This window comes from Pseudomonas sp. FP2196, from assembly GCF_030687715.1.
Taxonomy (GTDB): Bacteria; Pseudomonadota; Gammaproteobacteria; order Pseudomonadales; family Pseudomonadaceae; genus Aquipseudomonas.
Genome location: NZ_CP117445.1, coordinates 1,297,334 through 1,311,886 on the forward strand (window position 1 = coordinate 1,297,334; position 14,553 = coordinate 1,311,886).

At 58.8% G+C, this 14,553-nt stretch carries 12 protein-coding genes; all 12 read left to right on the forward strand.

Annotated features, from left to right (window positions below; translation table 11 throughout):
* Positions 1-58: 58 nt before the first annotated feature.
* The 12 genes from fabZ (at position 59) to ispD (ending at position 14,545) form a co-directional block, all read left to right on the forward strand.
* A complete protein-coding gene (gene fabZ / locus PSH79_RS05725) occupies positions 59-499 on the forward strand; it encodes a 3-hydroxyacyl-ACP dehydratase FabZ (RefSeq protein WP_003222142.1) in 441 nt (146 codons plus the stop codon).
* On the forward strand, positions 496-1,272 hold the full coding sequence (lpxA, locus tag PSH79_RS05730) for an acyl-ACP--UDP-N-acetylglucosamine O-acyltransferase (protein ID WP_305441649.1): 777 nt from the start codon (positions 496-498) through the stop codon (positions 1,270-1,272). The genes fabZ and lpxA overlap by 4 nt, the downstream gene beginning before the upstream one ends.
* 2 nt (positions 1,273-1,274) lie before the next feature.
* Complete coding sequence (lpxB, locus tag PSH79_RS05735) at positions 1,275-2,405, forward strand: lipid-A-disaccharide synthase (RefSeq protein ID WP_305441650.1); 1,131 nt, start codon at positions 1,275-1,277, stop codon at positions 2,403-2,405.
* A gap of 11 nt (positions 2,406-2,416) precedes the next feature.
* Positions 2,417-3,043, forward strand: a complete 627-nt coding sequence (rnhB, locus tag PSH79_RS05740; protein ID WP_007908845.1) for a ribonuclease HII — start codon at positions 2,417-2,419, stop codon at positions 3,041-3,043.
* A 76-nt stretch (positions 3,044-3,119) separates the two neighbouring features.
* Positions 3,120-6,641, forward strand: a complete 3,522-nt coding sequence (dnaE, locus tag PSH79_RS05745) for a DNA polymerase III subunit alpha (RefSeq protein WP_305441651.1) — start codon at positions 3,120-3,122, stop codon at positions 6,639-6,641.
* Between the two features lie 140 nt (positions 6,642-6,781).
* The gene (locus tag PSH79_RS05750; RefSeq protein ID WP_042557889.1) at positions 6,782-7,729 is read left to right on the forward strand and encodes an acetyl-CoA carboxylase carboxyltransferase subunit alpha; all 948 of its coding nucleotides are present in this window, start codon (positions 6,782-6,784) and stop codon (positions 7,727-7,729) included.
* A 133-nt stretch (positions 7,730-7,862) separates the two neighbouring features.
* On the forward strand, positions 7,863-9,191 hold the full coding sequence (tilS, locus tag PSH79_RS05755; RefSeq protein WP_305441652.1) for a tRNA lysidine(34) synthetase TilS: 1,329 nt from the start codon (positions 7,863-7,865) through the stop codon (positions 9,189-9,191).
* A 274-nt stretch (positions 9,192-9,465) separates the two neighbouring features.
* On the forward strand, positions 9,466-11,097 hold the full coding sequence (locus tag PSH79_RS05760; protein WP_095189354.1) for a CTP synthase: 1,632 nt from the start codon (positions 9,466-9,468) through the stop codon (positions 11,095-11,097).
* Positions 11,098-11,102: 5 nt separating this feature from the next.
* The gene (gene kdsA, locus PSH79_RS05765) at positions 11,103-11,948 is read left to right on the forward strand and encodes a 3-deoxy-8-phosphooctulonate synthase (protein ID WP_095189353.1); all 846 of its coding nucleotides are present in this window, start codon (positions 11,103-11,105) and stop codon (positions 11,946-11,948) included.
* Between the two features lie 156 nt (positions 11,949-12,104).
* Entirely contained in the window at positions 12,105-13,394 is a 1,290-nt protein-coding gene (gene eno, locus PSH79_RS05770) for a phosphopyruvate hydratase (RefSeq protein WP_042557893.1), read from the forward strand.
* 168 nt (positions 13,395-13,562) lie between these two features.
* The gene (gene ftsB, locus PSH79_RS05775) at positions 13,563-13,841 is read left to right on the forward strand and encodes a cell division protein FtsB (RefSeq protein WP_095189352.1); all 279 of its coding nucleotides are present in this window, start codon (positions 13,563-13,565) and stop codon (positions 13,839-13,841) included.
* A complete protein-coding gene (gene ispD, locus PSH79_RS05780) occupies positions 13,838-14,545 on the forward strand; it encodes a 2-C-methyl-D-erythritol 4-phosphate cytidylyltransferase (RefSeq protein WP_305441653.1) in 708 nt (235 codons plus the stop codon). Before ftsB ends, ispD begins: the two co-directional genes overlap by 4 nt.
* Positions 14,546-14,553 lie beyond the last annotated feature (8 nt).

The following is a 14,553-nucleotide window of genomic DNA, read 5'->3' on the forward strand; positions in this document are numbered from 1 at the left end:
TTGCTAGAGGAGTGCGCGTCAGTCGCGCTCCCAATCTTTACATAGGCTTCCCCCCGAAATGATGGACATCAACGAGATTCGCGAATACCTGCCTCACCGTTACCCGTTCCTGCTGGTGGACCGGGTGGTGGAACTGGACACTGAAGGCAAGCGCATTCGCGCCTACAAGAATGTCAGCATCAATGAACCCTTCTTCAATGGTCACTTCCCTGCGCACCCAATCATGCCGGGCGTGCTGATCATCGAAGCGATGGCTCAGGCTGCCGGGATCCTCGGTTTCAAAATGCTCGACGTCAAACCGGCCGACGGCACCCTGTATTACTTCGTCGGTTCCGACAAGCTGCGTTTCCGCCAGCCAGTGTTGCCGGGCGATCAATTGATCCTCGAAGCCAAGTTCATCAGCTGCAAGCGCCAGATCTGGAAATTCGAATGCCAGGCTTCGGTCGACGGCAAGCCAGTCTGCTCTGCTGAAATCATCTGTGCGGAACGCAAGCTATGAGTTTGATTGACCCTCGCGCAATCATCGATCCGTCGGCCGTTCTGGCTGACGGCGTCGAGGTCGGCCCGTGGTCGATCATCGGCGCAGGTGTGGAAATCGGCGAGGGTACCGTGATCGGGCCGCATGTGATCCTCAAAGGCCCGACCCGCATTGGCAAGCACAATCGCATCTACCAGTTCTCCTCGGTCGGCGAAGACACTCCCGATTTGAAGTACAAAGGTGAAGAGACCCGCCTGGTGATTGGTGACCACAACGTCATTCGCGAAGGCGTGACGATTCACCGTGGCACCGTGCAGGACCGTTCGGAAACCACGTTGGGCGATCACAACCTGATCATGGCTTACGCCCACATCGGTCACGACAGCGTTATCGGCAATCACTGCATTCTGGTCAACAACACCGCGTTGGCCGGCCATGTGCACGTCGAAGACTGGGCAATTCTCTCCGGTTTCACCCTGGTGCATCAGTATTGCCACATCGGCGCCCACAGCTTTTCCGGTATGGGCACTGCGATCGGTAAAGACGTTCCGGCGTTCGTCACCGTGTTCGGCAATCCGGCTGAAGCACGCAGCATGAACTTCGAAGGCATGCGCCGTCGCGGTTTCAGCGAAGACGCTATCCACGCGCTGCGTCGCGCCTATAAGACTGTGTATCGCCAAGGGCTGACGGTCGAGCAGGCACTGGCCGAACTGGCTGAACCTGCGGCCCAGTTCCCAGAGGTCGCTTTGTTCCGCGATTCCATCCAGTCGTCGACTCGCGGCATCACTCGCTGATCATGGCTAATCTGCGTATTGCACTGGTGGCGGGTGAGGCTTCCGGTGACATTCTCGGCGCCGGACTCATGCGCGCCCTCAAGGCACAGCATCCGGCGGTCGAGTTCATCGGAGTCGGCGGTCCGTTGATGCAGGCCGAAGGCCTGACTTCCTATTTCCCCATGGAGCGTTTGTCGGTCATGGGGCTGGTGGAGGTGCTCGGTCGTTTGCGCGAGTTGCTCAAGCGCCGCAAAGAACTCATCGCCACGCTGATCGTCGAAAAGCCGGACGTGTTCATCGGCATCGATGCACCGGACTTCAACCTCAATATCGAACTCAAGCTGCGTCAGGCCGGGATCAAAACCGTGCATTACGTCAGCCCGTCGGTGTGGGCGTGGCGGCAGAAGCGCGTGTTGAAGATTCGCGAAGGCTGCGACCTGATGTTGACGCTGCTGCCGTTCGAAGCAAAATTTTACGAAGAGAAAGGCGTGCCGGTTCGGTTCGTCGGTCACACGCTGGCCGATACCATTCCGCTGGAGGCTGATCGCGCTGCTGCGCGTGCCGAGTTGGGGCTGCCCGACGGCCCGCTGGTGGCATTGATGCCCGGCAGCCGTGGTGGCGAAGTCGCCCGTCTGGGGGCGCTTTTCCTCGATACCGCCGAGCGTTTGCGTGCCATGCGTCCCGGGTTGCGTTTCGTCATACCTTGCGCCAATGCAGAACGGCGCATGCAACTTGAAGAGTTGCTCGCTGGCCGCGATTTGCCAGTGACCTTGCTCGATGGCAAGTCCCATCTGGCCCTGGCTGCGTGCAATGCGGTGTTGATCGCCTCCGGTACGGCGACCCTTGAAGCCTTGCTGTATAAGCGGCCGATGGTGGTGGCCTATCGTCTGGCGCCGCTGACGTTCTGGATTCTCAAGCGCATGGTCAAGAGCCCGTACGTGTCTTTGCCGAACCTGCTGGCCCAGCGCCTGCTGGTTCCGGAACTGTTGCAGGATGATGCGACAGTCGAGGCATTGGCGCAGACCGTTTCGCCCCTGATCGAGGGCGGTGAAGAGCAGACTCGCGGCTTCGACGAAATCCATCGCACGCTGCGGCTGGACGCTTCCAATCAGGCGGCGGATGCCGTCCTCAACCTGATCGGTCAAACACGATGAGCAAAAAAGATCTGCAGATGGGCCTGGATTTCACCCTGGTCGCCGAAGTCGAAGAGCTGGTGGCCGGTGTCGATGAGGTCGGTCGCGGCCCATTGTGCGGTGCGGTGGTGACGGCGGCGGTGATCCTTGATCCAAACCGGCCGATCCTTGGCCTTAACGACTCGAAAAAACTCACCGAAGCCAAACGCGAAAAGCTTTACGACGAGATCATCGAGAAATCCCTGAGCTGGTGCATCGCCCGCGCCGAAGTTGAAGAAATCGACGAGCTGAACATTCTGCACGCAACCATGCTGGCCATGCAGCGCGCGGTCGCGGGCCTGCATATTCAGCCAAAACTGGCGATGATTGACGGCAACCGCTGCCCGCAATTGCCGATGCGCGCTGAAGCCGTAGTGCAGGGCGATGGCAAGGTTCCCGCCATTGCAGCGGCATCGATTCTGGCCAAGGTCAGTCGTGACCGCGAGATGGCCGCGTTCGAGTTGATTTACCCGGGTTACGGTATTGGCGGCCATAAAGGCTACCCGACGCCCGTTCATCTGGAAGCGTTGGTGCGTCTTGGTCCGACGCCGATTCACCGGCGCTCGTTCGCCCCGGTGCGTCAGGCTTACGAGGCACTGGAAGGTCTGACGCAGGTTTAGTCGCAAGGCTGATGTTTTGTTCGAGGCCCGGTACAATCCGGGCCTTGTTGTCTCTATGTAACTGGACAGGATCACTATGCCGGCTTCATTCGTTCATCTACGCCTGCACACTGAGTACTCCCTGGTCGACGGGCTGGTGCGGATCAAGCCACTGGTCAAGGCGCTGACCGCCATGAACATGCCGGCCGTGGCGGTCACCGATCAGAACAACATGTGTTCCCTGGTCAAATTCTATAAAAACACCATGGGCGCGGGCATCAAGCCGATCTGCGGCGCTGACCTGTGGCTGTCGAACAAGGATCCGGATGCACCGCTGAGCCGGATCAGTCTGTTGGTGATGAACGCCAAGGGCTATCGCAACCTCACCGAGTTGATCTCGCGCGGCTTCATCGACGGCCAGCGTAACGGCATGATTATCATCGAGCGCCAGTGGGTTGCCGAGGCCAACGAAGGCCTGATCATGCTGTCCGCCGCCAAAGAAGGCGAGATCGGCATGGCGCTGATCGGTGGCAACCCGGCCGAGGCCGAAGCACTGGCGCGTGAATGGATGGCGGTGTTCCCGGATCGCTTCTATCTGGAAATCCAGCGCACCAACCGTCCCAACGATGAAGAGCAACTGCATGGCGCCGTGGCCTTGGCTGACAAGCTTGGCGCGCCACTGGTGGCCACCAACGATGTGCGTTTCATCAAGCAGGAAGACTTCGCAGCCCACGAAACCCGTGTATGCATCGGTGAGGGCCGCGCCCTCGATGATCCACGGCGTTCGAAGAATTACAGCGACCAGCAATACCTCAAAAGTGCCGAGGAAATGGCTGAGCTGTTCAGTGACATTCCGGACGCGATCGAAAACACTGTCGAGATTGCCAAGCGCTGCAACATCGACGTGAAACTGGGCACGCACTTCTTGCCCAACTTCCCGATTCCCGATGGCATGACCATCGACGAGTATTTCCGCAAAGTGTCCTTCGACGGTCTGGAGGAGCGACTGGCGGTTCTGCTGCCAAAAGACACCACCGAAGATTACGAAGCCAAGCGTCAGGTCTATGTCGACCGGTTGAATTTCGAGCTGGATATCATCATCCAGATGGGCTTCCCGGGTTACTTCCTGATCGTGATGGACTTTATCCAGTGGGCCAAGAGCAACGGTGTGCCAGTAGGTCCTGGCCGTGGATCGGGTGCGGGCTCGCTGGTGGCTTACGTTCAGAAAATCACTGACCTTGACCCGCTGGAATATGACCTGCTGTTCGAACGTTTCCTTAACCCGGAACGGGTCTCGATGCCCGACTTCGACGTCGACTTCTGCATGGACGGTCGTGACCGGGTGATCGACTACGTGGCCGAAAAATACGGCCGCAACGCGGTAAGCCAGATCATCACCTTCGGTTCCATGGCGGCGAAGGCTGTGGTGCGTGACGTGGCCCGGGTGCAGGGCAAGTCCTACGGCCTGGCGGATCGCCTGTCGAAGATGATTCCGTTCGAAGTCGGCATGACCCTGGAAAAAGCCTACGAACAGGAAGAGATTCTGCGCGACTTCATCAAGGTCGATGAAGAGGCTGCAGAAATCTGGGAGATGGCGCGCAAGCTTGAAGGCGTTGTGCGTAACGTCGGCAAGCACGCCGGTGGTGTGGTGATCGCGCCGACCAAGCTGACTGACTTTTCGCCGATCTATTGCGACGAGGCCGGTGACGGTCTGGTAACCCAGTTCGACAAGGACGACGTTGAAGCTGCCGGTCTGGTGAAGTTCGACTTCCTCGGTCTGCGCACCCTGACGGTTATCGACTGGGCGCTGAAGACCATCAACCGTGACCGCGCCAAGGTCGACGAGCCGCCCCTGGATATCGCGTTTATCCCGCTGGATGACAAGCCGACGTACACGCTGCTGCAAAAAGCTGAAACCACGGCGGTCTTCCAGCTTGAATCCCGCGGCATGAAAGAGCTGATCAAAAAGCTCAAGCCCGACTGCCTGGAAGACTTGATCGCACTGGTGGCCCTGTTCCGTCCGGGCCCGCTGCAGTCCGGCATGGTTGATGACTTTATCAACCGTAAGCACGGTCGCGCCGAGTTGGCTTATCCGCACTCCGACTACCAATACGAAGGCCTCAAGCCAGTATTGGCGCCGACGTACGGCATCATCCTGTATCAGGAACAGGTGATGCAGATTGCTCAGGTCATGGCCGGTTACACCCTCGGTGGTGCGGACATGCTGCGTCGGGCGATGGGTAAGAAAAAGCCCGAAGAGATGGCCAAGCAACGCGGCGGCTTCATTGAAGGTTGCAAGACCAACAATATCGACGCTGATCTCGCCGGTAACATTTTTGACCTGGTGGAAAAATTCGCCGGTTATGGCTTCAACAAGTCTCACTCTGCCGCTTATGGTCTGGTGTCGTACCAGACGGCCTGGTTGAAAACCCACTACCCGGCGCCATTCATGGCTGCGGTACTGTCGGCGGACATGCACAACACCGACAAGGTCGTGACCTTGATCGAAGAAATTCGCACCATGAAGCTGCGTCTCGACGCGCCGGATGTGAATACTTCGGAATTCAAGTTCACGGTGAACGACGACGGCCGCATTGTTTACGGTCTCGGCGCGATCAAAGGTGTCGGCGAAGGGCCGGTGGAAGCGATCACCGAGGCGCGTCAGGAAGGCCCGTTCAAGGATCTGTTCGATTTCTGCGCCCGTGTCGACCTCAAGCGCATTAATAAGCGCACCCTCGACGGTCTGATCCGCAGCGGCGCACTGGATCGTCTTGGGCCGTATTTCCACGACGAACAAAAGGCTTATCAGGCCAACATCGACCGCAACCGCGCCGTGCTGCTGGCGGCGATGGAGGAGGCGATCAAGGCTGCCGAGCAAACCGCTCGCACCCACGACAGTGGTCACGCCGACCTGTTTGGCGGGCTGTTTGTCGAGGAAGATGCTGACGTTTATGCGACTCATCGCAAGGCCAAGGAATTGACCCTCAAGGAGCGCCTCAAAGGTGAAAAAGACACCTTGGGCCTGTACTTGACCGGTCACCCGATTGATGAATATGAGGGCGAGATTCGCCGGTTCGCCCGTCAGCGCATCATCGACCTGAAACCGGCCCGCGATACGCAGACCGTGGCCGGGATGATCATTGCCCTGCGGGTGATGAAGAACAAAAAGGGCGACAAGATGGGCTTCATCACCCTTGACGACCGCTCCGGGCGGATCGAGGCGTCGCTGTTTGCCGAAGCGTTCCATTCCGCGCAGTCGCTGCTGCAGACCGACGCGATGGTGGTGGTTGAAGGCGAGGTCAGCAACGATGACTTCTCCGGCGGCCTGCGCCTGCGGGTCAAGCGCGTGATGAGCATGGAAGATGCGCGCACCAACCTCGCCGAGAGCCTGCGTCTGAAGTTGCAGACCCAGGATCTCAAAGGCGATCAGCTACGCTGGTTGGGTGATTTGCTCAAGCGTCATCGCGGGGCCTGCCCGATCACCATGGAGTACACCAGTCCTGATGCGAAGACCTTGCTGCAGTTCGGCGAGACCTGGCGGATCGACCCGGCGGATGCCTTGATTCAAGCCCTGCGTGACCAGTTCGGGCGAGACAACGTCTTCCTCCAATACCGTTGACCGGCAGGGTGCCATCAAGCGCCTCGCCCGCGACCTGAATTTTTAATCTCGACCTTAGCGCGCCTTTTCCTTAAGGTAGGGCGCGAATAGACAACCGGCCGGCCCAAGCTCATTTGGGACACGACCCAAGACGGACGCCTATGAACCCGAATTTTCTAGATTTCGAACAGCCGATCGCCGACCTGCAAGCCAAGATCGAAGAGTTGCGCTTGGTCGGTAATGACAATTCGCTGAATATCGGCGATGAGATCTCCCGCCTGCAAGACAAGAGCAAAACGCTGACCGAAGACATCTTCGGCAAGCTGACCAGCTGGCAGATCGCACGCCTGGCGCGTCACCCGAAACGCCCGTACACCCTGGACTACATCGAACACATCTTCACCGAGTTTGACGAACTGCACGGCGACCGTCACTTCTCCGACGACGCAGCAATCGTTGGCGGCATCGCCCGTCTGGACGATCAGCCGGTGATGATCATCGGTCACCAGAAGGGCCGTGAAGTGCGCGAGAAGGTACGCCGCAACTTCGGTATGCCGCGTCCGGAAGGCTACCGCAAGGCCTGCCGTCTGATGGAAATGGCCGAGCGTTTCAAAATGCCTATCCTGACTTTCATCGACACCCCGGGTGCCTACCCTGGTATCGACGCTGAAGAGCGCAACCAGAGCGAAGCGATCGCCTGGAACCTGCGGGTGATGTCGCGCCTGAAGACCCCGATCATCGCCACCGTAATCGGTGAGGGTGGTTCCGGCGGTGCTTTGGCGATCGGTGTCTGCGATCAGTTGAACATGCTGCAGTACTCCACCTACGCGGTTATTTCGCCGGAAGGTTGCGCTTCGATTCTGTGGAAAACCGCCGAAAAAGCGCCGGATGCCGCTGAAGCAATGGGCATTACCGCCGAGCGTCTGAAAGGCCTGGGTATCGTTGACAAGGTGATTGGCGAGCCTCTGGGCGGCGCGCACCGCGATCCGGCCGCTGCGGCTGCATCGATTCGCGCCGAGCTGAGCTCGCAATTGGCGATGCTGAAGAAGTTCGATAACGAAGCGCTGTTGAAGCGTCGTTATGATCGACTGATGAGCTACGGTCTCTAAGTCGACTGCGCAATACCCATGTGGGAGCGAGCCTGCTCGCGAAGAGGGGGTAACATTCAACCAGTGTGTTGGCTGTTGCACCGCTATCGCGAGCAGGCTCGCTCCCACATTTGATTTGGGCAAAGAGAAAGATATGGATCGATCATCGATTGATTTGCCGTCGCGACTGCTGCTCAATCTTGAGTCTTGGCGCAATGCCTCTCATTGGCGAATCGCCTTCTCCGGTGGTCTTGATTCCACCGTCCTGCTGCATCTGCTGGCCAATCTCGCCAAAAACCACTCCCTGCCGGCGCTGAGCGCCATCCACGTCCATCACGGCCTTCAGGCTGTCGCTGATGCGTGGCCGGCGCACTGCCAGTCTGTCTGCGATGAATTGGGAATAGCGTTGCAAGTGGAGTGGGTGAGGGTGCAGCCGGGGGCGAGCCTGGAGCGGGCGGCGCGGGATGCGCGTTTTGCGGTGCTCAGCTCGGTGACGCAGTCTGATGACGTCTTGCTGACCGGTCAGCACCGTGATGATCAAGCCGAAACCCTGCTTTTTCGTCTGATGCGCGGTGCGGGAGTGCGTGGCCTTGCGGGGATGCCACAACAGCGTCCGCTGGGGCATGGGGCTTTGGTTCGGCCGTTGCTCGATGTTACCCGAGCGGAGCTGGAAGCCTACGCACAAACTCACCAGTTGTACTGGATCGAAGATCCGTCCAATCAGGATCGGCAGTTCTCGCGCAATTACCTGCGCCATCAGGTGCTGCCACCGCTGACGGATCGCTGGCCGCAAGCGCAGGCCAGCATGGCCCGCAGCGCTGCACATCTGCGTGAGGCGCAAGGCCTGCTCGATGAGCTGGCGCAGATGGATCTGGCTCAAGCCAACACCCGTCATGAATTCGAATGGCTGGGATTGCGATCACTGGCGTTGGCGCCGCTGGCCGCGCTGTCTGCCGCTCGTCAGCGAAATGCCTTGAGTCACTGGCTCGAACCGCTGACACGGCTGCCTGACACTGACCATTGGTCGGGTTGGTCGGATCTGTGCAACGCCGCTCACGATGGGACACCGGTCTGGCGTCTGGCTGAGGGCGAGTTGCACCGCAGTGCCGGCCGCTTGTGGTGGCTCAGCGGTGACTGGCTGCACACGCCGGTGATCGGTGGCGAGTGGCAGACCCCGGCGTCACCGCTACGCTTGCCCGATAACGGGTGTGTCATGTTCAGTGGACAGACTCCCGTCGGGCCGTTGCGCATTGCCTATCGGCAGGGCGGCGAAGTGATGCATCTGGCTGATCGCGGTCATCGTGATCTCAAGCGACTGCTCAATGAACGCGCGGTGCCGGGCTTCGTGCGTGGCAGATTGCCGCTGCTGTTTCGCGGCGAAGAATTGCTTGCGGTGGCGAACCTGCCGGGTCTTGATGGCAATGTGCAGGACGCTTGGAAATTGCATTGGCAGCCAACAGACGAAGATCAAGGTTTGAGATGAAAGGGGCATTCCGGTAGACTACGCTCCCTTCTTGATACAACTTCTGTGGATTCGCCTGAATTGCAGGAGTTGCCGATTACCAAGCAGTCTTTGCTGGGCGATTCCAAAAAATGTGTAGCGAGCAACGTACCGGTGTTTCATCAGCCGGTCTGTCCCAACGCGGCGGTTTTTTTGAAAGGTGCACTGTGATTAATGCAGGTGATCGGGGGCTTCGGCCTTCCTTCGCTTTCCCCGGCGGCTCGTACCGCTTTAACGCAGACTTCTAGGGTTTTTCATGACGCGCTACATATTCGTCACGGGCGGTGTTGTTTCTTCATTGGGGAAAGGCATTGCCTCGGCTTCATTGGCGGCCATCCTGGAGGCGCGGGGGCTTAAGGTCACCATGCTTAAGCTGGATCCGTACATCAACGTTGACCCGGGCACCATGAGCCCGTTCCAGCACGGTGAAGTGTTCGTCACCCACGACGGCGCGGAGACCGACCTGGACCTGGGCCACTACGAGCGGTTCATCCGCACGACCATGACCCAGAACAACAACTTCACCACCGGCCGTGTCTACGAGCACGTGCTGCGCAAAGAGCGCCGTGGTGACTACCTGGGTGCAACCATCCAGGTGATCCCGCACATCACCGACGAAATCAAGCGCCGCATCATCAAGGGTGCCGGTGACGCTGACGTGGCCATGGTCGAAATCGGTGGCACCGTGGGTGACATCGAGTCGCAACCGTTCCTCGAAGCCATCCGCCAGCTGCGTTTTGAAGTCGGCGCCAAGCGCGCGATGCTGATGCACTTGACCCTGGTTCCGTACATCGCCACTGCTGGCGAGACCAAGACCAAGCCTACCCAGCACTCCGTCAAGGAACTGCGTTCGATCGGCCTGCAGCCAGACGTACTGGTTTGCCGTTCCGATCACCCGATCGATGTGTCCTCGCGCCGCAAGATCGCGCAATTCACCAACGTTGAAGAACGTGCGGTGATCGCGCTGGAAGACGCCGACACCATCTACAAGATCCCGGGCATCCTGCACTCTCAGGGCCTGGATGATTTCGTTGTCGAGCGTTTTGGCCTGCAATGCGGCAGTGCTGACCTGTCCGAGTGGGAAGCGGTGGTCGATGCCAAGCTGAACCCGGAACACGAAGTCACCATCGCCATGGTCGGCAAGTACATGGAGCTGCTGGACGCCTACAAATCGCTGATCGAAGCGATGAGTCACGCCGGCATCAGCAACCGTACCAAGGTCAACCTGCGCTACATCGATTCCGAAGACATCGAAAACCAGGGCACTGCGCTGCTGGAAGGTGTTGACGCGATTCTGGTACCGGGTGGCTTCGGTCTGCGTGGTGTGGAAGGCAAGATCACTGCCGTTCAGTACGCTCGCGAAAACAAGGTTCCTTACCTCGGCATCTGCCTCGGCATGCAAGTGGCCGTCATCGAGTTCGCCCGTAACGTGATGGGCTGGAAAGACGCCAACTCCACCGAGTTCGATCGCGCCAGCGGTCACCCGGTTGTCGGTCTGATCACCGAGTGGGAAGACGCCACCGGCGCCGTTGAAGTGCGTACCGAATCGTCTGACCTGGGCGGCACCATGCGCCTCGGCGCTCAGGACTGCCTGCTCGAAGCCGGTTCCAAAGTGCACGATTGCTACGGCAAGGACGTGATTGTCGAGCGTCACCGTCACCGTTACGAAGTGAACAACAACCTGCTGCCACAAATCATCGAAGCCGGCCTGAAAATCTCCGGTCGTTCCGCTGATGCGGCCCTGGTTGAAGTGGTCGAGGCACCGGATCATCCATGGTTCGTCGCTTGCCAGTTCCACCCTGAGTTCACCTCGACACCACGTGATGGCCATCCGCTGTTCAGCGGTTTTGTCAAAGCAGCGTTGGCTCAACACCAGAAGAAGGCGTAACCCCGATGGCACAGAAGATCATCCGCGTCGGCGACATCGAAATTGCCAACGACAAACCCATGGTGCTGTTCGGTGGCATGAACGTGCTGGAAAGCCGTGACATGGCCATGCAGGTTTGCGAAGAGTACGTGAAGGTCACCGAAAAACTCGGCATCCCTTACGTGTTCAAGGCCAGTTTCGACAAGGCCAACCGTTCTTCTGTGGCCTCTTATCGCGGTCCTGGCCTGGAAGAGGGCATGCGCATCTTCCAGGACATCAAACAAGCCTTCGGCGTGCCGATCATCACCGACGTCCACGAGCCTGAACAGGCCGCGGTCGTCGCTGAGGTGTGCGACATCATCCAGTTGCCGGCCTTCCTGTCGCGCCAGACCGATCTGGTTGTCGCGATGGCCAAGACCAACGCCGTCATCAACATCAAGAAAGCCCAGTTCCTCGCGCCTCAGGAAATGAAACACATCCTGAACAAGTGCGTTGAAGCGGGTAACGATCAATTGATCCTCTGCGAGCGTGGTTCGAGCTTCGGCTACAACAACCTCGTGGTCGATATGCTCGGCTTCGGCATCATGAAGCAGTTCGAATACCCGGTATTCTTCGACGTGACCCACTCTCTGCAAATGCCTGGCGGTCGTTCCGACTCCGCCGGCGGCCGCCGTGCACAGGTTCTGGATCTGGCCAAGGCCGGTATGAGCCAAGGCCTGGCAGGTCTGTTCCTCGAAGCTCACCCGGATCCGGACAATGCCAAATGCGACGGCCCTTGCGCCTTGCGTCTGGACAAACTGGAGCCATTCCTGGCCCAGCTCAAAGCTCTGGACGAGTTGGTGAAGAGTTTTCCGACGGTAGAAACCGCGTAAACCTCAATTCTCCGGTAAAGTACCGCACGATTTGTCGCTCATGCCCTCAGGCATGAGCGTTATCGTCTGCAAGCTGCCCGCCGTACACCCCTTGCCGACGGTAAAAAGATTTCCTCTAGCTGCGTCGTTTTCGTCAACTTTGGAGTGTTTACAACAATGGCAAAAATCGTCGACATCAAAGGTCGTGAAGTTCTCGACTCCCGTGGCAATCCCACCGTGGAAGCGGACGTGCTTCTCGACAACGGCATCATCGGCAGCGCTTGTGCGCCGTCCGGTGCATCCACTGGCTCGCGTGAAGCACTCGAGCTGCGTGATGGCGACAAGAGCCGTTACCTGGGCAAGGGCGTGCTCAAAGCGGTAGCCAACATCAACGGTCCGATCCGCGATCTGCTGCTGGGTACCGACCCAAGCGACCAGAAAGCCCTGGATCACGCGATGATCAAGCTCGACGGTACAGAAAACAAAGCGACCCTGGGCGCCAACGCCATCCTTGCCGTGTCCCTGGCTGCGGCCAAGGCTGCTGCACAGGATCAGGATCTGCCGCTGTACGCACACATCGCCAACCTGAACGGCACACCGGGTGTTTACTCCATGCCGGTTCCGATGATGAACATCATCAACGGTGGCGAGCACGCTGATAACAACGTCGACATCCAGGAATTCATGGTGCAGCCAGTTGGCGCCAAGTCTTTCTCGGAAGGCCTGCGCATGGGCACCGAGATTTTCCATCACCTCAAAGCTGTGCTGAAGGCCCGTGGCCTGAGCACTGCAGTTGGCGACGAAGGCGGTTTCGCACCGAACCTGGCGTCCAACGAAGACGCTCTGAAAGTGATCTCCGAAGCCGTGGCCAACGCCGGTTACAAGCTGGGCACCGACGTGACGCTGGCACTGGACTGCGCGGCTAGCGAATTCTACGAAGACGGCAAGTACAACCTGTCCGGCGAAGGCCAGGTGTTCACCGCTGAAGGTTTCGCCGACTACCTCAAAGGTCTGACCGAGCGTTACCCGATCATCTCCATCGAAGACGGTCTGGACGAGTCCGACTGGGCTGGCTGGAAGATCCTCACCGACAAGATCGGCGAGAAGGTTCAACTGGTAGGCGACGACCTGTTCGTGACCAACACCAAGATCCTGAAAGAAGGCATCGATAAAAAGATCGCCAACTCGATCCTGATCAAGTTCAACCAGATCGGCACCCTGACCGAAACCCTGGAAGCCATCCAGATGGCCAAGGCTGCCGGTTACACCGCCGTGATCTCGCACCGCTCCGGCGAAACCGAAGATTCGACCATTGCCGACCTGGCTGTGGGCACTTCGGCTGGCCAGATCAAGACCGGTTCGCTGTGCCGTTCCGACCGCGTTTCCAAGTACAACCAACTGCTGCGTATCGAAGAGCAGTTGAATGGCAAGGCCAAGTACAACGGTCGTTCCGAGTTCCGCGGCTAAGTAAATGGTAAAAAGACACCGGATTGTGTCGGAAAAGTCGTGACAGCGATGGATTTGCCACTAATCTGATGCCTTAACAGCACAAGCCTGGATCTTCCAGGCTTCGTGCTATCAGACGTTTCAAAGTTTTGGCGTGGCTGTCTTTTTTCACTGGATACCTGATATTCGATGCGCAGTCCTTACTGGTTGTTTCTCGTTTTGCTCTTGCTGCTGGCCGGTCTGCAGTACCGCCTGTGGGTGGGCAATGGCAGTCTGGCGCAAGTCGCCGAGCTGAATCAGCAGATTGCTGAGCAACATGCCGAGAACGAAGGTTTGCTGGAGCGCAACCGGGTGATGGACGCAGAAGTCAGCGAGCTGAAGAAAGGCATGGAGACCGTTGAAGAGCGGGCTCGCCATGAGCTGGGCATGGTCAAGGACGGCGAAACCCTTTACCAGTTGGCCCAATGATCGATTCTCTGCCGGCCTTCTGGGCCGTGATTCCTGCCGCGGGCGTCGGTGCCCGTATGGCCGCGGACCGTCCCAAGCAATATCTGCAATTGGGCGGGCGCACAATTCTCGAACACAGCCTCGGCTGTTTCCTCGATCACCCAAGCCTCAAGGGCGTGGTGGTCAGTCTTGCTGTTGATGATCCTTATTGGCCGAACCTTGGGTGCGTCAGCGATCCGCGCATCCGGCGGGTTGAAGGTGGGGCTGAACGTTCTGGCTCGGTGCTCAACGCCTTACTGCATCTGCATGCACAAGGTGCGGACGATGAGGATTGGGTGTTGGTGCATGATGCAGCACGGCCTAACCTGAGTCGCGATGATCTCGACAAGTTGCTCGCCGAACTGGCGGATGATCCGGTGGGTGGTTTGCTCGCAGTGCCGGCTCGCGACACGCTGAAGCGGGTCGACAAGCACGGTCGTGTGGTCGAGACCGTGGATCGCAGCGTGATCTGGCAGGCCTATACGCCGCAGATGTTCCGCCTCGGTGCATTGCATCGGGCGTTGGCGGACAGCCTGGTGGCAGATGCCGTGATCACCGATGAAGCCTCGGCGATGGAATGGGCGGGCCTGGCGCCGCGTCTGATCGAGGGGCGCGCGGATAACCTCAAGGTGACCCGTCCTGAAGATCTGGAATGGTTGCGGCAGCGTTGGACTAACCGCCGCTAGAAGATCAA